General features: G+C 74.3%; 15 protein-coding genes and 1 riboswitch. Of the genes, 3 read left to right on the plus strand and 12 right to left on the minus strand.

Annotated features, from left to right (window positions below; all coding sequences use genetic code 11):
- Positions 1-21: 21 nt before the first annotated feature.
- A complete protein-coding gene (locus ACQP2F_RS28925) occupies positions 22-1,755 on the minus strand; it encodes an ABC transporter ATP-binding protein (protein WP_433292785.1) in 1,734 nt (577 codons plus the stop codon).
- Positions 1,756-1,850: 95 nt separating this feature from the next.
- Here ACQP2F_RS28925 and ACQP2F_RS28930 point away from each other — a divergent pair, with 95 nt between their 5' ends.
- Positions 1,851-2,585: an ATP-binding protein gene (locus ACQP2F_RS28930; RefSeq protein ID WP_433292787.1), complete on the plus strand. Its 735-nt coding sequence runs from the start codon at positions 1,851-1,853 to the stop codon at positions 2,583-2,585.
- Positions 2,586-2,642: 57 nt separating this feature from the next.
- Here the strand turns inward: ACQP2F_RS28930 and ACQP2F_RS28935 are convergent, their stop codons facing one another.
- Positions 2,643-5,375: a hypothetical protein gene (locus tag ACQP2F_RS28935; protein ID WP_433292789.1), complete on the minus strand. Its 2,733-nt coding sequence runs from the start codon at positions 5,373-5,375 to the stop codon at positions 2,643-2,645.
- Between the two features lie 150 nt (positions 5,376-5,525).
- The gene (locus ACQP2F_RS28940) at positions 5,526-6,620 is read right to left on the minus strand and encodes a Vms1/Ankzf1 family peptidyl-tRNA hydrolase (RefSeq protein WP_433292791.1); all 1,095 of its coding nucleotides are present in this window, start codon (positions 6,618-6,620) and stop codon (positions 5,526-5,528) included.
- A gap of 105 nt (positions 6,621-6,725) precedes the next feature.
- Here ACQP2F_RS28940 and ACQP2F_RS28945 point away from each other — a divergent pair, with 105 nt between their 5' ends.
- Both ACQP2F_RS28945 and ACQP2F_RS28950 read left to right on the plus strand, forming a co-directional pair.
- Positions 6,726-7,247 carry a hypothetical protein gene (locus ACQP2F_RS28945; RefSeq protein ID WP_433292793.1) on the plus strand — a complete coding sequence of 174 codons (522 nt, stop codon included), beginning with the start codon at positions 6,726-6,728 and terminating at the stop codon, positions 7,245-7,247.
- A gap of 84 nt (positions 7,248-7,331) precedes the next feature.
- Positions 7,332-8,813, plus strand: a complete 1,482-nt coding sequence (locus tag ACQP2F_RS28950) for a glutamate--cysteine ligase (protein ID WP_433292795.1) — start codon at positions 7,332-7,334, stop codon at positions 8,811-8,813.
- 18 nt (positions 8,814-8,831) lie between these two features.
- On the opposite strand, the gene ACQP2F_RS28955 is transcribed toward ACQP2F_RS28950, so the two are convergent.
- The 9 genes from ACQP2F_RS28955 to ACQP2F_RS28995 form a co-directional block, all read right to left on the minus strand.
- On the minus strand, positions 8,832-9,317 hold the full coding sequence (locus ACQP2F_RS28955; protein ID WP_433292797.1) for a cobalamin biosynthesis protein: 486 nt from the start codon (positions 9,315-9,317) through the stop codon (positions 8,832-8,834).
- A complete protein-coding gene (locus ACQP2F_RS28960; RefSeq protein WP_433292799.1) occupies positions 9,314-10,675 on the minus strand; it encodes a cobyrinate a,c-diamide synthase in 1,362 nt (453 codons plus the stop codon). The genes ACQP2F_RS28955 and ACQP2F_RS28960 overlap by 4 nt, the downstream gene beginning before the upstream one ends.
- Positions 10,669-11,268 carry a cob(I)yrinic acid a,c-diamide adenosyltransferase gene (gene cobO / locus ACQP2F_RS28965; RefSeq protein ID WP_433292801.1) on the minus strand — a complete coding sequence of 200 codons (600 nt, stop codon included), beginning with the start codon at positions 11,266-11,268 and terminating at the stop codon, positions 10,669-10,671. The genes ACQP2F_RS28960 and cobO overlap by 7 nt, the downstream gene beginning before the upstream one ends.
- Positions 11,268-13,655 (minus strand): VWA domain-containing protein, encoded by a 2,388-nt coding sequence (locus tag ACQP2F_RS28970; protein WP_433292803.1) that lies wholly within the window; start codon positions 13,653-13,655, stop codon positions 11,268-11,270. The genes cobO and ACQP2F_RS28970 overlap by 1 nt, the downstream gene beginning before the upstream one ends.
- 6 nt (positions 13,656-13,661) lie before the next feature.
- Positions 13,662-13,852: riboswitch (cobalamin riboswitch) on the minus strand.
- A gap of 47 nt (positions 13,853-13,899) precedes the next feature.
- Positions 13,900-15,456, minus strand: coding sequence for a gluconokinase (locus ACQP2F_RS28975; protein ID WP_433292805.1), 1,557 nt, complete (start codon positions 15,454-15,456; stop codon positions 13,900-13,902).
- A gap of 10 nt (positions 15,457-15,466) precedes the next feature.
- Positions 15,467-15,814: a VOC family protein gene (locus ACQP2F_RS28980; protein ID WP_433292807.1), complete on the minus strand. Its 348-nt coding sequence runs from the start codon at positions 15,812-15,814 to the stop codon at positions 15,467-15,469.
- 16 nt (positions 15,815-15,830) lie between these two features.
- A complete protein-coding gene (locus tag ACQP2F_RS28985; RefSeq protein WP_433292809.1) occupies positions 15,831-17,003 on the minus strand; it encodes a hypothetical protein in 1,173 nt (390 codons plus the stop codon).
- The gene (locus ACQP2F_RS28990; protein WP_433292811.1) at positions 17,000-17,494 is read right to left on the minus strand and encodes a SigE family RNA polymerase sigma factor; all 495 of its coding nucleotides are present in this window, start codon (positions 17,492-17,494) and stop codon (positions 17,000-17,002) included. The genes ACQP2F_RS28985 and ACQP2F_RS28990 overlap by 4 nt, the downstream gene beginning before the upstream one ends.
- A 66-nt stretch (positions 17,495-17,560) precedes the next feature.
- The gene (locus tag ACQP2F_RS28995) at positions 17,561-19,915 is read right to left on the minus strand and encodes an ATP-binding cassette domain-containing protein (protein ID WP_433292813.1); all 2,355 of its coding nucleotides are present in this window, start codon (positions 19,913-19,915) and stop codon (positions 17,561-17,563) included.
- Between the last annotated feature and the right edge of the window lie 33 nt (positions 19,916-19,948).

The following is a 19,948-nucleotide window of genomic DNA, read 5'->3' on the forward strand; positions in this document are numbered from 1 at the left end:
TTCATTTGGCTGAGAGGTGTGTCACGACACCAGGAGCTGATGGGCCGCCAGCTCGCGGTAGAGCGGACTGGTGCCGAGCAGCTCGTGATGCGGCCCGGTGGCCACCACCCGGCCCTCCTCCAGCACCACGATGCGGTCGGAGTCGACCACGGTGCTGAGGCGGTGGGCGACCACGATCAGGGTGCGTTTCACGGCGGCGGTGGCGATCGCCTCGCGCAGGGCGGCCTCGTTGCGGGCATCGAGATTGCTCGTCGGCTCATCCAACAGCAGGATCGGCGCGTCGGTGAGCAGGGCGCGGGCGATCGCGAGGCGCTGCCGCTCGCCCCCGGAGAGCAGCACACCGCCCTCGCCCACCTGCACCCCGAGTCCCTCGCTCCCCCGTTCCGCCAGGCCGCCGAGGTTGACCTCGTCGAGTGCGGCCAGCAGCTCGTCGTCGGTCGCCTCCGGGGCGGTCAGCAGCAGGTTGTCGCGCAGGGTCCCGGCCAGCACCGGCGCCTCCTGCTCGACGTAGCCGAGGCGGGCGCGCAGGGCGTCGCGGGGCAGGTCGCGCACGTCGTGGCCGTCGACGCTGATGCCACCGCCGGTCACGTCGTAGAAGCGCTCGATCAGGGCCAGGATCGTCGACTTCCCCGCGCCGGAGGGACCGACCAGCGCGATCCGGCTGCCGCGCGGCACCTCGAACGACACCTGATGCAGGACGGGCCGCTCGCCCGGGTAGGCGAAATCGACGGACCGGAAGGCGACGGCGGGTGCGTCGGCTTGCGCTGCTCCGGGCGTACGGGCGGGGTCGTCCTCGGTTTCCGCGGGAAGCGCGAGAATCTCCTCGATGCGTTGGAGCGCACCCAGCCCGGTCTGCAGTTGCGTGTAGGCGTGAATCGCCTGTCCCAACGGCATGGCCAGGAAGAACAGGAACAGGATGAACGCCACCAGGCTGCCCACGCTGATCGCGCCGGACGCCACCCGGACCCCGCCGACCGCCAGCACCAGCAGGAAGGCGCCCTGGATCGCGGTGTCGGCGACCGGGCCGACCAGCGCCTCGAGCCGGGCCAGCCGGACGCCCGCGCGATAGGCCTGCCCGGCCCCCTCGGCGACGGTCGCCGCCTCGCGCTCCTCGGCCCGGCTCGCCCGGATCGTCCGCGCCGCCGAGATCGCCCGCTCGACCGCCGAGGTCATCTCCCCGAGCCGGGCCTGCGCCTGCTCGGAGAGCCCGCGCACCCGGCGCGAGGCGGTCATCGCCACGGTCAGGCCGACGGCCAGCGCGGCCACCGCCACGCCGAGCAGCAGCGGATCGAGGAAGGCCATCGCGGCCAGGGCGCCGCCGACCATGACCGCGCCGGTGACGATCTCGAACAGCCCGGACGTGACCACGGCCCGCAGCAGCGTCGAGTCGGCGCCGACCCGGGACAGCAGGTCGCCGGTGCGGCGCCGGTCGTACTCGGCGATCGGGAGCAGCAGCAGATGCCGGGCCAGCCGGCGCCGGGTGACCAGGACCACACCCTCGGCCGTCCGCTGCAGCAGATAGTCGCGGACGCCGCGCAGCGCGGCGCCGGCCAGGAGCAGACCGACCAGCAGCGCCACCGGCCCGGCGACCGGGCGGCCGGCCGAGACGCCGTCGAGCACCCGGCGCACGAGCAGCGGCTGCACCAGCGCGGCCCCGGCGGCCACCAGGCTGAGCACGGCGACCACCGCGAGGGTGCGCTTGTGCCGCGACAGGTACGGCAAGAGCGCCCGCAACCCGACCCGGCCGGCAGCCATGACGCCCAGGTTAGCCACGGATCGCCACGTCTGACGTTTGCTACCGCCGGGCGCCGGGCACCAGGGAGGCACTTGGTCGGCCACGGAGGAGACGGATGCCCAGTCAGCTCGTCTGCCGGCCGGTTCGGGACCGGCCCGTGGCCCTGCTGCGGCTGAGCGGAACCCTGGACCCGGTCACCGGCGACGCGCTCCAGCAGGCGGTCCGGCGCAGCCTGGCGACGCAGCCGACCCGGTTGCTGCTCGACCTGGCCGACCTGCGGATCGGCGACCCGCTGGGGCTGTCCGCGCTGTCGGCCGTGGTCTGTCAGACGGCGGACTGGCCGCACGTGCCGATCGTGCTGTGCGGCGCCTCCCCCGCGACCCGGGCCGCCGTCGCGGCGGCGCCGGAATGTTCGGACATTCTCTACGCGGACGATTGCGAGGCGGCGATGACCGAGGCGGACGCGGAACCCGAGCCGGAACGCATCCGGGTGCGGCTGCGGCCGGTGCCGGACGCGTGCAAGCAGGTGCGCCAGCTGGTGGCCCAGGCCTGCGAGGCGTGGCACCGTTCGGACCTGACCGGCACGGCGGCGCTGATCGCGACCGAGCTGGTGGCCAACGTGGTGCGGCACGCGCACACGACCATGGAGTTCACGCTCGGCCTGCGCGACGGCCGGCTGAGCATGAGCGTCCGCGACGGCAGCCGGCGCATGCCCAAGCCGGCCGACCCCGGCCCGGCGTCCCCCGGCGGGCGCGGGTTGTGGCTGGTGCGGGACCTGACCGAGGCGTGGGGCGTGCTGCCGGTCACCGACGGCAAGGTGGTGTGGACCGAGCTCGCCGTTGCGGCCTAGTGGGTCGCACTATTCGCTGGTCTGCTTCGCCGCGTTGCGCTGGGGCGTTCGTGCTCTTCAAGAGGGGCCGCCGTTGCGCGGCGGGGTCTGCGGGCCACCGTCGGCGAGCGGGCGGTTGAGCTGGCCCATCTGCGGCGGTTCCAGCCGTGGGCGGTTGCGGCGGCCGGTCTTGGCTTCGGCTTGCGGCGGCTGGTTGGGCGATTGCGGTTGCCCGGCGGCAGCTTGTGCTCCCGGCGCGTGGGCCGCGGCTCCCTGGGCCGCAGGTCCCTGGACCGCAGGTCCCTGAGCCGCAGGTCCCTGGGCCGCAGGTCCCTGAGCCGCCCCGGGTCCCTGAGCCGCAGGTGCCTGGGCCGCAGGCGTCTGGCTTCCGGCGCCGGAGGCCGGCGGTGTCTGGCTGCCTGGTCCGTGGGTCGCGGCCGCCGGGCCGGCGGGTCCGTGGGTTGCCGGCGCCCCGGGGGTGGCCTGGCCCATCTGCGGGGGCTCGAGCGGCGGCCGGTTGGCGCGGATGCCGAGCCCGCTGGGCTGCTCGGCGCCGTCGCCGCCGAAGCGGTTGGAAGGGCCGCCCGACGGCTGCGCGCCCGGGGTGGGTCCGGCGGTCGGGGCGGCTGCGGCGGTCGGGCCCGGTGCGGGGCTCTGGGCGGCCGCGCCTTGCGGATTCTGGGCGGGTCGGGCCTGCTGCGCTCCCGGGCCTTGCGGAGTCAGGCCGCTGGGCGCCTGCTGGCTTGGGCCGCCCGGCCCCTGCTGGCTTGGGCCGCTCGGCCCCTGCTGAACCGGTCCATTCGGCCCCGGCTGAAGCGGGCCGGTCGAACCCTGCTGGAAAGCGCCGGCTGAACCCTGCTGAAGCGGGCCCGCTGTGGGCGGCTGAAGCGGGCCAGTCGCACCCGGCTGAGCTGGACTGCTCGCTCCCTGCTGAGTCAGGCCGCTCGTCGGCGGGGCGACGGCGCCTGGGCCGGCAAGGGGCGCCTGCTGCGGAGCCGGGGCCTGCGGCTGGGTGAACGCAGCCGGAGGCTGAGTGGCTTGCGGTGCGGGGGTGGGCTGGGCGATTCCGGATGGGGTGGGCTGCGCGATTCCCGGCTGAGCGGCTCCGGGCTGAGCCATCCCCGGCTGGGCGACCCCCGGCTGAGCGGGCTGCGCGAATCCGGGCTGGGCGGTCTGCGCGAATCCGGGCTGGGCGGTCTGCGCGAATCCGGGCTGGGCGGTCTGCGCAACTCCGGGCTGAACGGGCTGCGCGATCCCGGGCTGGGCGGCCTGGGCGTTCGCGGGCTGAGTGGTCGCGGGCTGGGTGGTCGCGGGCTGAGTGGTCGCGGGCTGAGTGGTCGCGGGCTGAGTGGTCGCGGGCTGGGTGGTCGCGGGCTGGGTGGTCGCGGGCTGGGTGGGGCGCGGCGGAGTGCCGAGGCCGGTCGAGGCCATGGGCGCGGCCGGTGAGGTCGGCTGCGCGGGTGCGCCGGGCGTTGCCGTGGGGCCGGCGGCGGCCGGGCCCGCAGCGGTGGGGCCTGCGGCGGTGGGGCGGATCGGGGTGTAGAGCGGGGCGTCGAGGGGCCGGTTCTGCGGCGGGTAGATGCCGCGGTTGCTCAGGAGCGGGTCGGAGTCGGAAGGGTACTGCGGCTGGGTGGCGGGAGCGGTCGGAATGTTCGCCGGGGCCGGCATGGGCGGGCGGGCCTCGGGGGTGACCGGAGCGGAAAGAGAGGGCTCGGGACCGGCCGGTCGGTGCCCGGACGGCGCCGGGCGGTAGGCCTCGGGCGCGGGAGCAACGGGGCCGGGCTGAGTGGGGGCGTAGGACTCGGGCGTCAAGGAACGGGGGGCGCCTGGCTCGAAGGCGATCGGCTCGGGGTGGGAAGGCTCCATGCGCGGCGGGGCGACCGGGTCCATGCGTTCGGGTTCGAAGTGGGTGGGATTTCGGCCCTCGGCCGGCATGCGGATCGGCTCCAGGCGGGGCGCCTCGGTCAGCGGGGTCTCGGGTAGGCGGGGCTCGGCGTGGAGGGCGTTCGTGGGGACGGCTGGTGGGTTCTCCAGGGACGCGGCGGTCGGGCCGGACAGGCGCGGGCCCGGTGGGTCGGTGAGGGTGGGCGGCAGGTCGGCAGGCGGCGTCGCGAGCGAGGAGGGCGGCGTCGCAAAGGAAGAGGGTGGCGTCGAGAACGAGACGGCTACGGGGGCGCCGGGGGTTGCGGGGGCGCCGGCCGTGGGGCCGGCCCAGGGCGGGAGGTCGTCGGGCGACGGTGGGTTGAGCTGGGCCTCGCTCGGTGGGTAGGGCTCGGCGAACGAGGGATTCCCGAAGGAGGACCCGGGCCGGGCGGACTCGGGGAAAGGCGGCTCGGCGAAAGCGGGGTCGGAGAAGGCGGGCTCGGCGAAAGCGGGATCGGAGAAGGCGGGCTCGGTGAAAGCGGGGTCCAGATCGCCGGTGGGGAGGAAGGCGGAGGGCGCGCCGGGGGCGAGATCGGCTGCGGACGCGAACGCGGCGGACGACGCCGAAGCGAGACCGGGAGCGAAACCGGGGCTGGGGTCGGCGAAGGGCGACTCGGGCGGGGATCCGAAGGCCAGGGGCGACGCGTACGCGGGCTCGCCCCGGCCGTGGCGGGCGGCGGCGATCAGGCCGGAAGCCTCGGCCAGGCCGGCGGCCTCGACGACCTCGGCGGCGGAGCGGCCCGCGGGGCAGGGCAGCGGCTCGCCGCAGGCGGGGCACTCGGTCATACCCTCGCTCGGGCCGGCGCCGCCGGCGTGGGCCTCCAGCATGGCCTGGGCGGTACGCGCGAGGACGCTGTCCGGCTTCACGAACGCCTCAGAAGGTGCCATCTGTCCCCTGCCCCCATTCCCGGCGCACGCCGGCGCGGTTCCGAGTCCAGTTCACCTTTTCGAGTGGAGATTCGCTCGCTTTTCGGGCATTTGCCCGGCGGCCTGGCTGCGGGCGACGCAGCGGCGGCCGCCGGGCGCGGGGCGGGCGGGCTACGCGGCGCTCTGCCCGTCGCGGTAGCGCAGGATCGCGCCGATGCCGTGCGGCAGCTCGGCCTCGCCGGGGGCTACCAGCACGAGGTCGGCGCCGGTTCCGGCGATGGCCCGCAGGAGGGCGGCGTCCGCGCGTACCTCCACCGGATCTTCCACCCCGGACTGGCGCAGGAGATCGGGCTCGGCCGCCACCAGGCTGAAGTCGTCGAGGCCGATCCAGAGCCGGTCGGTCGAGGACGGGTCGTCGATCAGCAGGACCGTGTCGGCCTGGCCGCGCTGCAGGCGGGTCACGACGTCGGACAGACCGCCGGCCGCCGGGCCCTCGCCGTACCGCTCGATCGCCGCCCGCGCGTGCTGGTCGGCCACCTCGGCGATGGCCTGCACGGTGACGTCGTCGAGGTGCTCGGAGCCGCCGGTCAGGTTCGCGGTGACCACCCGCTCGCGCCAGCGGGCCGGCAGACGTTCGACCACCAGGGGCACCTCGTGGGGATCGCCGGCCACCAGGATCACCTCGGCTCCGATCCGGCCGGCCAGCTCGGCGGCCGCGGCCGCGACGTCGCCCGCGTTGCGCTTCCAGGTCTCCTCGACCGCGTGCAGGTAGCGCAGGTGGGACCAGCCGCCGGCGTGCACCTTGCGGAGCGGGAACGTCTCCCCGCCCGCCACCTCGCGCCGGCGCGGCACCCCGTCGGCGTCGATCGCGGAGACATCGCCGCCGGCGTGCCCGGCGGCGACCCGCACGTACGGGATCTCCTCGCCCCGTTGCGCGATCATCGGCATGAGGTGCGGCAGCGGCTCCCACACCGCGAGGTCGGCCGGTGGCGGCGCCGGCAGCGGCTCGGCCAGCGCCACGTTCCCGCCGGCGGCGAAGATCGCCAGGCCGTAGCGGCCGGGCCGGTACGGGTGCTCGTGGATGGCTGTCCCGATGGCGTCGACGGTGGCCGGGTCGGCGCCGTCGGTCGCGAGCCGGTCGGCCAGGGCGCGCCAGCGCAGGTCGATCTGGTGCGCGGCGTTCTCCTCGGCCCGGGTGGCGTCCAGATAGACCGACGCCCACGGGCCCGGGCCGGCGAACAGGGGGCGAAGTTCGGATAGCTCCATACCGCCCGCGTACCCCGATCTCAGCCCCTCTCACGGCCAATTCACTCACGCTGGGTATCTGGATGATCACTTTACGATAGGAAGACATCCAGGAGGTGATCCCCCATGGACGAGGTCGAGCTGTACCGAGAGCAGATCCTCCGGCACGTCAGTCCCGTCATCACCGGTCGCTTCGCCGGGTATGAGACGTCCTACACACGGGAGGTGAAGGTCGGCCAGCCGTTACTGATCGTGGTCTTTCTCGCGGCCGGCATCGTCCAGCTGATCGGCTCGCTGATCCGCATGCGGCCGGCCCGGCGCAGCTTCAAGGAGCTGAAGAAGGGTCCCGAGTTCCTGGTGACCCCGGTGCGTGTGCGCGACGACCTGGGCCAGACCTACGAGGTCGAGATGCACGGTCACCTGCCGCAGTCGGCCCTGCACCGCGGCGACCTGATCCAGCTGCGCACGCAACCGCAGAAGGACGTACGCCTGCCGGTGCGCCTGGTCCAGGTGGTCAACCTGACCACCATGCAGCCGCTCACTCCCCGCATTCCCACCATGTGGTCGCATCTGGGTCCGGCCCTGCTGCTGCAGGCATTTCTGGGCATGACAGTGGCCGTGGTGGTGGCGGCGGCCTGGCTGTCCTGAAAAGCAAAAAGGCACGCTATCTCACCTGTGGCGCAGACCCTTGCGGTGTGCGAACTTGGAGTCACTCGAGAGAGGTGGTGTGCCGTGGGCGAGGAAGTCGAGCAGACCAACTTCACCCGAGAGGATCGGGCGAAATACCGGCACAAGATCCGCCGGAGCCTGGACGTGTTCGCCGCGATGCTGCGCGAGTCCCGCTTCGAGTTCGAGCGGCCGCTGACCGGCATGGAGATCGAGCTCAACCTCATCGACGAGGCGGCCGATCCGGCGATGCGCAACGCCGAGGTGCTGGGCGCGATCGCCGACCCCGACTTCCAGACCGAGCTCGGCCAGTACAACATCGAGATCAACGTGCCGCCCCGGCGGCTGGCCGGCGACGAGAACGCGGACCTCGAGCGCTCGCTTCGGGCCAGCCTCAACAACGCAGAGAAGCACGCCCGCGGGGTGGGCGCGCACACCGTGATGATCGGCATCCTCCCGACGCTGCGCCGCGAGCACATGACGCTGGACGCGCTGTCCGCCAACCCCCGCTACAAGCTGCTGAACGAGCAGATCTTCGCGGCCCGGGGCGAGGACATGGAGATCCGCATCGACGGGGTGGACCGGCTGGCGGTCACCACCGACTCCATCGCGCCCGAGTCGGCCTGCACCAGCACCCAGTTCCACCTGCAGGTCAGTCCGGCGCAGTTCGCCGCGTACTGGAATGCCGCGCAGGTCATCGCCGGCATCCAGGTGGCGCTCGGCGCGAACTCGCCGCTGCTGTTCGGCCGTGAGCTCTGGCGCGAGACCCGCATCCCGCTGTTCGAGCAGGCCACCGACACCCGCTCGGAGGAGATCCGGGCGCAGGGCGTACGGCCGCGGGTCTGGTTCGGCGAGCGGTGGATCACCAGCGTGTTCGACCTCTTCGAGGAGAACGTGCGGTACTTCCCGGCGCTGCTGCCGATCTGCGACGACGCCGACCCGGCCGAGATCCTGGAGCGCGGCGAGATCCCGGAGCTGAGCGAGCTGCGGCTGCACAACGGCACGATCTACCGGTGGAACCGGCCGATCTACGCGGTCGTCCGCGGCCGCCCGCACCTGCGGGTGGAGAACCGCGTGCTGCCGGCCGGTCCCACGGTCCTCGACACGCTGGCCAACGCCGGCTTCTACTACGGGCTCATCCGGAACCTGGCCGAGGCCGAGCGGCCACTGTGGACGCAGATGAGCTTCAGCGCCGCCGAGGAGAACTTCCACGCCTGCGCCCGGCACGGCATCGACGCCAGCGTGTTCTGGCCGGGCCTGGGCTATATCCAGGTCACCGAGCTGGTGCTGCGGCGCCTGCTGCCGCTGGCCCACCAGGGCCTCGAGCGGTGGGGCGTGTCCCCGGCCGAGCGCGACCGGCTGCTCGGCATCATCGAGCAGCGCTGCCTGACCCATCGCAACGGCGCCGCCTGGCAGGTGCGGACCCTGCACGCGCTCGAGGCCGAGGGCAACGACCGGCGCGACGCCCTGCACGAGATGCTGCGCCGCTACCTCCCGCTGATGCACGAGAACCGTCCCGTCCACGAGTGGGAGTACCCGGAGAGCTGAACCGCCGGGAAGGCTCTCTCACGCCTTCGCCACCGCCACCGTGACACCGTCGACGACCCGCTTGGGGAGGACGAGCTCGGCGTCGCGACCGGCGGCGGCCAGGGCCGCGGCCTCGGCGACGCTCGGCGTCCCGACGGCGGCGGCGACCCGGTCGCTCGCGTTCGGGACGTCGCGGGCCGCGAGGTCGGCCGCCGCGAGTGCGACCAGTTCCCAGCCGTGCGCCGCGGCCACTTCGCGGAAGCCGTCCTCGGCCGCGCGGCGGTCGATCGTGGCCAGCACTCCTACATCGGCCGCCGTCAGGCCGGCCTCGCCGAGGACGCTGCGGATCGCGCCGGTCAGGACCGCCGCCGGCGTCCCCCGGCGCGCGCCGACGCCGAGCACGAGCCGGCGCACGCCCACACCGAGCACGAGCCGACGCGCGTCCACGCCGAGCACGAGCCGGCGCACGCCCACGCCGAGCACGAGCCGGCGCACGCCCGCGCCGAGCGCGAGGTCGCCGCTCACGCTCTCGTGCGGGCGGCCGCCACCACGTTGCCGGCCAGCGAGGGCGTGCCGGCCCAGTGCAGGTGCAGGTAGGACGCGTGCACGGCCGGCGTCGTGAACCCCTCCGGGTCGGCGCCGCGCCACTGCCAGGCGGCGCCGGCGGCCGGGGAGAGCAGCAGACCCGAGCGCGGGTGGACGGTCGTACGGTGGAACTCGTGGCCGGTCACCCGGGTGCCGGCCGGGGCCAGGGGGCTGTCGGAGAGCGCGACGGCGTCCCGGTAACCCAGCGTCAGCGTCGGCGTCATGGCGGCGTCCGCGTCGAGGACCCCGCACATCGGGGCGTCGTCGAGCGTGCGGCACAGCCACAACAGCCCGGCGCACTCGGCCACGATCGGGCCGCCGGCCGCGGCCAGGGCGGCCACCGCACGGCGGAGGGGCTCGTTGGCGGACAGCTCCGCCGCGTACACCTCGGGGAAACCGCCACCCACCACCAGGCCGCGCGTTCCCGCCGGCAGCTTCTCGTCGTGCAGCGGATCGACGACGACCACCTCGGCGCCGGCCGCCTCCAGCAGCTCCGGCGTCTCGGCGTAGGAGAAGGAGAAGGCCGGGCCGCCGGCCAGCGCGACGACCGGCCGCTCCCCCGCCTCCCCGGCAGCCGGCGGCGCCCAGGGCTCGACGTCGAGCGGCGGCGCGGAACGGGCGATCGCCGCCACCTCGGCCAGGTCGATCGACGCCTCGACCAGGGCGGCCAGCGCGTCCACCGAGGCGCGCGCCTCGGCCCGGCGCTCGGCCGCCGGCACCAGCCCGAGGTGACGCGACGGCGCCGCCACCGCGTCGGCGCGGCGCATCGCGCCCAGGACCGGCGTGCCCACCTCCTCGCACGCGTCGCGCAGCAGGGCCTCGTGCCGGTCGGAGCCGACCCGGTTGAGGATCACGCCGGCCAGCCGCACGCTGCCGAAGCTGCGGAACCCATGCACCAGCGCGGCGATCGACCGGCCCTGCGCGGCCGCGTCCACCACCAGGATCACCGGCGCGTCGAGCAGCGCCGCGACCTGGGCGGTCGAGCCGGTATCGCCGGCGTCGGTGCGCCCGTCGTAGAGGCCCATCACGCCCTCGACCACGGCCAGCCCGGCGCCGGCCGCCCCGTGCGCGAACAGCGGGCCGATCCGGTCCTCGCCGACCAGCACCGGGTCGAGGTTGCGACCGGGCCGTCCGGCCGCGAGCGCGTGATAGCCCGGGTCGATATAGTCCGGGCCGACCTTGAACGGCGCCACCGGCACGCCGCGCCGGGCGAACGCCGCGAGCAGGCCGGTCGACACGGTGGTCTTGCCGTGTCCGGAGGCGGGCGCGCCGATCACGACCCGCGGGATCGTCACCACTCGATGCCCTGCTGTCCCTTGCGTCCCGCGTCCATCGGGTGCTTGACCTTGGTCATCTCGGTCACGAGGTCGGCCGCCGCCAGCAGCTCGGGCGCCGCGTACCGCCCGGTGATCACGACGTGCTGCGTGCCCGGCCGGTTCGCCAGCGTCGCCACGACGTCGTCCACGTCGACCCAACCCCACTTCATCGGGTACGTGAACTCGTCGAGCACGTAGAACTTGTAGGTCTCGGCGGCCAGGTCCCGTTTGATCTGGGCCCATCCCTCGGCCGCCTCGGCCGCGTGGTCACGCTCGGTGCCGGCCCGCTGGATCCACGACCAGCCCTCGCCCATCTTGTGCCAGACGACCGGCGCGCCGCCGGCCTGGCCGAGCGCCTTGAGCGCGGACTCCTCGCCGACCCGCCACTTCTCCGACTTCACGAACTGGAACACCCCGATCGGCCAGCCCGCGCTCCAGGCCCGCAGCGCCATCCCGAACGCCGCCGTCGACTTGCCCTTGCCGTCCCCCGTGTGCACCGCGAAGACCGCCTGCCGCCGGCGCTGCCGGGTGGTCAACCCGTCCTGAGGTACGACGCTGACCTTCCCCTGCGGCATCAGGCAGCCTTCCTTATGGTCGTGGCGGAGCCGGCCGTGGCCGCTTCGAGATGGCCGAGCGGCATCAGGTCGGCGCCGAGGGCGGAGGCGAGCCGGGCGGCCAGGCCGAGGCGTACCGGGCCGGACTCGCAGTCGACGATCACGGTGGCCACCCCGGCCAGGGCGGGCGCCACGGTGACCGGGTCCGGCCCGCTGGTGGCACGGCCGTCGGTGACCACGATCAGCAGCGGCCGCCGACGCGGGTCCCGGCGGCGCTCGGTGGCGATGGTGGCGGCGGCCCGGCGCAGACCGGCGGCCAGCGGCGTGCGTCCCCCCGTGCGCAGGGCGGCGAGCCGCAGCACCCCGACCTCATGGCTGGACGTGGGCGGCAGCACCTGCTCGGCGTCGTGCCCGCGGAAGGTGATCATCCCGACCCGGTCCCGCCGCTGGTAGGCGTCCCGCAACAGCGACAGCACCGCGGTCTTCACGATGGCCATCCGCTTGCGGGCGGCCATCGACCCCGAGGCGTCGACCACGAACAGCACCAGGTTCGCCTCGCGGCCGACGTGCACCGACTCGCGCAGGTCGCGGGGGCGGACGTCCCGCGCGCCGCGGTGCAGCGCGGCCCGCAGGGTGGCGGGCAGATGCGGCGCCCCGGCCAGCTTGCCGCGCGGCTCGCGCGAGCCGATCACCCGCCCGCGCCGCGAGAACGCCGGCGACCGCCGCCCCGCATGCCCACCCTCCCCACGACGGGCAATCGAGAGCGTCCGGGTCCGATAGGGACTCCCCGCAACCGCGACCTGCCCCGGCCCGCCCTGCCCCGGCTCACTCTGTCCCGGCCCGCCCTGCCCCGGCCCGCCCTGTCCCGGCCCGCTCTGCTCCAGGCCGCCCTGTCCCGGCCCGCCCCGTCCTGCTCCGCCGTGTTCGGTCCCATCCGCCGCACCCACGCCTCTCCTGGCTCCCAAATCCGACTTTCCCGAAATGTCGCCCGGGGTACCGGAGCCGCTCCAGCCACCAGAACGGCCTGGGCCACCGAAGTTGCCCGAGCCGCCCGAGCTGTCGGAGCCGCCCGAGCCGTCGGGGCTGGCATCGTCGGGACCGCCGGTCGGCGAGCCGCCACCGTCGGGGTCGTCGTCCGGGCCGCCGTCGCGCTCGCGCTCCTCCCGCTCGGCGCACTCCCGCTCGGTTCGCTCCCGATCGGCGCGTTCGCGTTCGCGTTCGAGCTCGGCCTCGGCCTCCGCCAGCGCCTCCTCGAGCCGCTGCTCGTCGGTGCCGGGCGGGTCGAGCGGGTCCTTCCGCCGCCGGTGCGGCAGGGCCAGGCGGGCGGCGTCGCGCACGTCGCCGGCCGTGACCCGCTCCCGGCCGTGCCACGCGGCCAGGGCCACCGCGCACCGGGCCACCACGATGTCGGCGCGCATGCCGTCCACCCCGTAGGCGAGGCAGACCCGGGCGATCCGGTCGAGCTCGCCGTCCGGCAGGACGACCCGCGGCAGCCGTTCCCGGGCCGCGACGATCCGCTGCGACAGCGCGTGCTCGTCGTCGGCGAAACGCACCGCGAAGTCGCCGGGGCCGGCCTCGTACGCCAGCCGCCGCCGCACCACCTCGGCCCTTTCCCGGGCCTCGCGCGGCGCCCCGACGGTCACCACCAGGCCGAACCGGTCGACCAGTTGCGGCCGGGGCTCGCCCTCCTCCGGGTTCATGGTGCCGACCAGCAGGAACCGGGCCGCGTGCTTGACCGACACCCCGTCCCGCTCGACGTGGGCCCGGCCCATCGCCGCCGCGTCCAGCAGCAGGTCGACCAGGTGATCGGGCAACAGGTTGACCTCGTCGACGTAGAGCACGCCGCGGTGCGCGGCCGCGAGCAGGCCCGGCTCATACGCCTTGACCCCGTCGGCCAGCGCACGCTGTATGTCGAGCGTGCCCACCACCCGGTCCTCGGTCGCCCCCACCGGCAGCTCGACCAGCGCGGCCGGCCGGGACAGCGCCGGGATACCGGCCGAGAGCGAGACGTCGGAGCCGGCCGGGTGCAGGCCGTCGGAGCCGGCCGGATGCGGGCCGTCGGAGCCGGCCGCGTGCGGGCCGTCGGAGCCGGCCGCGTGCGGGCCGTCGGAGCCGGCCGGATGCGGGCCGTCGGGGCGCGCCGCGTGCGGGCCGTCCGGGCAGGCCGGGTCGGGCGCCGCCGGATCGCAGGCGAAGCGGCAGCCGCGGACCACCGTGACCGGCGGGAGCAGCGCGGCCAGGGCACGCACCACCGTGCTCTTCGCCGTTCCCTTCTCTCCTCGCACCAGAACCCCGCCGACATCCGGCGAGACAGCGGTGAGCAACAGCGCGAGGCGCAGGTCGGCAAGCCCGACCACGGCCGAGAACGGGTACGGCGTCACGGAGGTCCCTTCTGCCCGGGTGTCCACGCCCGGACGATGAGCGTCACGAGCGGCCGGAGTTCCTGGCTCCCGGATCGACGCTCCCCGACACCGCTGAACGCCGCGACGACAAAACGCCGTGGCGATGGGCCACGACGACGGGACGGGTCACTACCCGGTCACAGTGGCGGGACCGTCCCGGAATCGCACCGGGTTCCTCCGCTACCGCTCGCCCGCCATGCTTTCGCACCGCCGGGCGGACCGTCAACGTGACCAGCGGTGACCACCATCTCTAAGACGGGTGGGCGGCCGTCTCCAGCGGCGGGGCCAGGCGGTCGAGCTCGCGCACGATATCCATGGTGGCCAGGGCCGACTTCTCGATCAGCGGGCGCAGGCGGGCGTAGAGGGCGGCGTTCTCGGGGTCGGGCCGGGTCGGCGTGCCGATCGCGATCAGCGCGGCGGCGCGGTCGAGGTCGGGCAGGTCGCCCAGCGCGTGCAGGCCGAGCAGGCAGGCGCCGAGCGCGGTGCCCTCGGGGGTGCCGGCGATCGCCACCGGCAGGTCGAGGGCGGCCGCCAGCACGCCCACCCACAGCTCGGACGCGACCGCTCCCCCGGTCGCCCGCACCTCGGTGACCGGGAAGCCCTCGGCCGCGAACGAGTCGCGGACCAGCGCCAGCTGCTGGCACACGCCCTCGACCGCCGAGCGCACCAGGTGGGCGCGGCCGTGCTCGCGGCGCAGCCCGAGGTAGGCGCCGCGCATGCCGGCCCGCCACCACGGCGCGCGCTCGCCCAGCAGGTAGGGCAGGCAGAGCAGCCCGTCGCTGCCCGGCGCCACGCTCTGCGCCTCCATGAGCAGGGCGGCGTCGCGCTCGTCCTCGTCCTCGCCCTCGGCGCCGGGGCGCTCGAAGCCGGACGCGAAGCTCTGCCCGGCCCAGCGCACCACCGAGCCGGCGTTGTTGACCGCACCGCCGATGACCCAGCGGTCCTCGGTCAGCGCGTAGCAGAACAGCCGCCCGGCGGCGTCGGCGGTGGGCCGGTCGACGACCGTGCGCAGGGCGCCGCTGGTGCCGAGCGAGACGGCCGCGACGCCGGCCGGCGTGGCGCCGAGGCCGAGGTTGGCCAGCGGCCCGTCGGCCGCGCCGATCACCAGTGGGGTGCCGGCCGGCAGCCCGGCCGCCGACGCGATCGAGGGGCGCAGCTTCAGGACGGTGGTGGTCGGCACGACCTCGGCCAGCTGGCCGGGCCGGGCGCCCGCGATGTCGAGCGCCTCGGGATCCCACGTGCGGGAGTGGATGTCGTAAAGGCCGGTGCCCGAGGCCACCGACAGGTCGAGCAGGAACGGCGCGTCGGCGAGGGCGGTCAGCACCAGCTCCTTGACCCCGCCCCACCGCGGCGTCGACCGCAGCCGCTCGGGGTCGGTGGCCCGCCACCAGGCGAGCTTGGTGAGCGGCGACATCGGATGCACGGGCGTGCCGGTGCGGGCCTGCAGCGCCTTGTCGCGGCCGGCCGCGATGATCTCGTCGCACTGGGCGCCGGCCCGGTTGTCGGCCCAGGTGACCAACGGGCCGAGCGGGCGGCCGGCGGCGTCCATCGGGGCCAGGGCGTGCAGGAACGCGCTCAGGCTGACGGCCCGCACCGCGTCACCCTGCTCGCGGCAGGCGGCGGCCACGTCGGTGAGCGCCTTGACCGCCGCGTCGATCAGGTGCTGGGGGTCGAGCTCGGCGCGGCCCGGGCCGGGCACGGCGAGTGGATAGTGGACGCTGGTGTGCGCCCGCAGCCGGCCGTCGGCGGTGGCCGCGATGCCCTTGGTGGCGGTGGTACCGGTGTCGATGCCGATCACGACGTCCATGGCGACGCTCTTACCCGTTACCCGGGCTCACCAGACAGAAGACGTGCCCGTCCGGATCGGTGAGCACCGCCTGCCGCTCGCCCCACGGCTGCACGGCCGGCGGGTCGATCACCGCGGCGCCGGCCTTCTCGGCGGCGGCGGTGACGGCGTCGACGTCGTCGACCAGATAGCTCGCCGCGACCCCGGCCCGGCCCGGGGTGGGCGGCCGCCGGTGCAGCAGCACCTCCGGGTCGCCGAGCATGGCGATCTCTTCCGTCCGGTATTTCTCGGCCAGGCCGAGCGCGTCGCGATACAGCGCGAGCGCCCGGTCGAGATCCGCCACCGACACGATGATCCGGCGCAGGCCCTGAATCGTCACGACCCCAACCTATCCGTCACGGCAACGGCACGGTCCTCGGATCACCGCCGCCCCGCGGCCGCACCTCGAGCTCGGTCGCGGCGTCGGGCAGCAGCGCCACGTCGCTCACCGGGATCCAGGCCCCGCGGGTGCGGTAGCGCAGCGTCGCGTTGAGCACGGCCACCACCACGCCCTGCTGGCCGGGCAGCCGCACCCGCACCACGCCGTCGCGCATCAGGCCCGCGTAATGCGGCTCGGGCCCGCCGAGGAACCAGAACGCCCGGACCGTGTCCTCCAGCGGCAGCGTCCGCACCGTGAACTGCCGGCCGTCCGGCGTGGCGCCGCTGATCTGCCAGGCGCCCAGCCCGGTCTGCGCGTGGTAGCCGAACAGGTCGTCGTAGCCGCCCGGCATCTCCCACGGCCCGGTGGCGCCGGGCAGCCGCCGGTCGAGCAGCTCGGGCACCTGGTTGGTCTTCTCGTGCACCACGTCCCCGAAGTTGTCGAGCGGGATGCCCTCGCCCAGGCCGGCCCGGATCATGGCGATCCGCACGTTCTCCGCCTGCGGCGCCACCCGGCGCACGAACACCCAGTCGGCCCCCGACGAGACCCGGCTGTACGTCCGCCGCACCTTCCCGTCCTCGTCGAACGAGTAGTCGGCCGACAGGTCGACCGGCTGCCCGAGATCGGCGACCACCAGCACGTCGCGCCGCTCGCCGATCAGGATCGCCCCTGGCTCGACCTTGCCCGGCGGCATCAGCCGCACCGAGCCGGTGCCGCGCAGGCCGCCGCCGGCGACCGGCTCGACCCAGCCCAGCAGGTCCTGCGGGGCGGTCTCGACGGTCGCGCGCTGGCTGATCAGCGCGGCCGGCCCGGCCGGGGTGGTGCCCGCCCACAGCACGTGCGGCCGCGACCGGGTCTCGAACGCGTCGGCGCCACGGCTCCAGGCGGCCCGGGCCTCCTGCAGGAACTGCCGGTCGCCGGCCAGGTCGCCGCGGGTCACCGGGTCGGCGACCTCGCCGCCGCGGCCACGCCCGAGCGCCAGCGGCGACCCGGCCGCCGCCACCGCCGCACCGAGGCCGCCGAACAGCACGGCCCGGCGGCGCACGACCCGGCGCCGGCCGCCCGCGCGCACCCGCTCGAGCAGGTCGGGCGGCGGGCTCAGATGCTCGGTGGCCCGCTCCAGCGCGACATGGATATCGGTGTCGGTCACTGCCGCTCCCCCTCTCGCACGAGCTCCGGCCCGAGAACCGCACGCAGCTTCTCCAGACCCCGCGCCGTGTTGCTCTTCACCGTTCCGGCGCTGCAGTCGAGCGCGGCCGCGACCTCGCCCACCGGCAGGTCGTCGAGGTAGCGCAGGACGACGGCGGCGCGCTGCCTGGGCGGCAGCTGGCGCAGCGCGGCCACCACCGACTCGCGCAGGGTGACGTCGTCGCTGTGGTCGGGCGCGCGTACGTCGTGATCCCCGAGCCCGGTCTCGGGTCTCCGTTTCCGTTTCCGCCACCGGTTGGTGGCCCGGTTGACGATCGCCTGGCGCGCGTAGGCGTCGGGCGCGCCGCCGCGCAGGCGCCGCCAGCGGGCGCACATCTGCTCCAGCACGTCCTGCAGCAGATCCTCGGCGGCGCCGCGATCGCCGGTGAGCAGGTACGCCACGCGCAGCAGCCCGGTCGACCTCGTGCGCACGAACTCGTCGAAGTCGTCCATCGCGTGTCCCTTCCCCGCTCTCACACCCTCCAAAGACACCGGCGGGCGGGGAAGGGTTGCATCGGATCAGGCACCGATATACGAAGCCAGATGCTCGCCGGTCAGCGTCGAGCGAGCGGCGACCAAGTCGGCCGGCGTGCCCTCGAAAACCACGCGACCGCCGTCGTGGCCGGCGCCCGGGCCGAGGTCGATGATCCAGTCGGCGTGCGCCATCACGGCCTGGTGGTGCTCGATCACGATCACCGACTTGCCCGCGTCGACAAGACGGTCGAGCAGGCCGAGCAGGTTTTCCACGTCGGCCAGGTGCAGGCCGGTGGTGGGCTCGTCGAGGATGTAGACGCCGCCCTTCTCGCCCATGTGGGTGGCGAGCTTCAGGCGCTGACGCTCGCCGCCGGAGAGGGTGGTCAGCGGCTGCCCGATGGTCAGGTAGCCGAGCCCGACGTCGGCCAGGTGGGACAGGATCTTGTGCGCGGCCGGCGTCTTGGCCTCGCCGTCGGCGAAGAACGTGACCGCCTCGCCGACCGGCATGGCCAGCACCTCGCTGATGTCCTTGCCGCCCAGGTGGTACTCGAGCACCGACGCGTCGAACCGCTTGCCCTCGCAGACCTCGCAGGTCGTCGCCATGCTCGCCATGATCCCGAGATCGGTGTAGATGACGCCGGCGCCGTTGCAGTTCGGGCAGGCGCCCTCGGAGTTGGCGCTGAACAGCGCCGGTTTCACCCCATTGACCTTCGCGAACGCTTTGCGGATGGGATCGAGCAGGCCGGTGTACGTCGCCGGGCTGCTCCGCCGCGATCCCCGGATGGCGCCCTGGTCGACCGTCACCACCCCCTCGCGCCCCGACACCGAGCCGTGGATCAGGGAGCTCTTGCCCGACCCGGCCACGCCGGTGACCACGACCAGCACGCCGAGCGGAATGTCGACGTCGACGTCCCGCAGGTTGTGCGTGGACGCCCCACGGATCTCCAGCGACCCCGACGGCGTGCGGACATCGGGCTTCAGCGCGGCGCGGTCGTCGAGGTGGCGCCCGGTCAGCGTCCCGCTCGCGCGCAGCTGCGCCACGGTGCCCTCGAAGACGATCTCGCCGCCCTTGCTGCCGGCGCCGGGCCCGAGGTCGACCACGTGGTCGGCGATCGCGATGGCTTCCGGCTTGTGCTCGACGACCAGCACCGTGTTGCCCTTGTCGCGCAGCCGGACGAGCAGATCGTTCATGCGCTGGATGTCGTGCGGGTGCAGGCCGATCGTGGGCTCGTCGAAGACGTACGTCACGTCGGTGAGCGCCGAGCCGAGGTGCCGGATCATCTTGGTCCGCTGGGCCTCGCCGCCGGAGAGGGTGCCCGACGGCCGGTCGAGCGACAGGTAGCCGAGGCCGATCTCGACGAACGAGTCCAGCGTCTCGCTCAGCGCGGTCAGCAGCGGGGCGACCGACGGCTCGTCGAGCCCCCGCACCCAGGCCGCGAGGTCGCTGATCTGCATGGCGCAGCAGTCGGCGATGTTGACGCCGTTGATCTTCGAGGAGCGGGCCTCGGCCGCCAGCCGGGTGCCGCCGCACTCCGGGCAGCTGGTGAACGTGGCGACCCGCTCCACGAAGGCCCGCAGATGCGGCTGGAGGGCGTCGATGTCCTTGGAGAGCATGGACTTCTGGATCGACGGGACCAGCCCGGCGTACGTCAGGTTGATGCCCTCGATCTTGACCTTGGTGGGCTCCTTGTAGAGGAGGTCGGCCAGCTCCTTCTCGGTGTAGTCCTTGATCGGCTTGTCCGGGTCGAAGTAGCCGACGCCGCGGAAGATGCGGCCGAACCAGCCCTCCATGCTGTACCCGGGGATCTTGATGGCGCCCTCGTTGATCGACTTGTCCTCGTCGTAGAGCGCGGCCAGGTTGATGTCGTTGACCGAGCCCCGGCCCTCGCAGCGCGGGCACATGCCGCCCAGGATGCTGAAGCTGCGCCGCTCCTTGACCTGGCCGCCGCCCTTGTTGAGGGTGACCGCGCCGGCGCCGCTGACCGAGGGCACGTTGAACGAGAACGCCTGCGGCGAGCCGATGTGCGGCTGCCCGATCCGGCTGAAGAGGATGCGCAGCATGGCGTTGGCGTCGGTGGCGGTGCCGACGGTGGACCGCACGTCGCCGCCCATCCGCTCCTGGTCGACCGAGATGGCCGTGGTCAGCCCGTCGAGCACGTCGACGTCGGGCCGGGCCAGGGTCGGCATGAAGCCCTGCACGAACGCGCTGTACGTCTCGTTGATCAGCCGCTGCGACTCGGCCGCGATGGTGCCGAAGACCAGCGAGCTCTTGCCCGAGCCGGAGACGCCGGTGAACACGGTGAGACGCCGTTTCGGGATATCGACGCTGACGTCCTTGAGATTGTTCACACGCGCCCCGTGCACGCGGATCAGGTCGTGGGAGTCGGCGGCCTGCGTCATCATGTCTCCAGTCCGGTCGGCCGATGGCGTCCG

It is taken from the genome of Actinoplanes sp. CA-030573, assembly GCF_050951115.1.
Classification (GTDB): Bacteria; Actinomycetota; Actinomycetes; order Mycobacteriales; family Micromonosporaceae; genus Actinoplanes.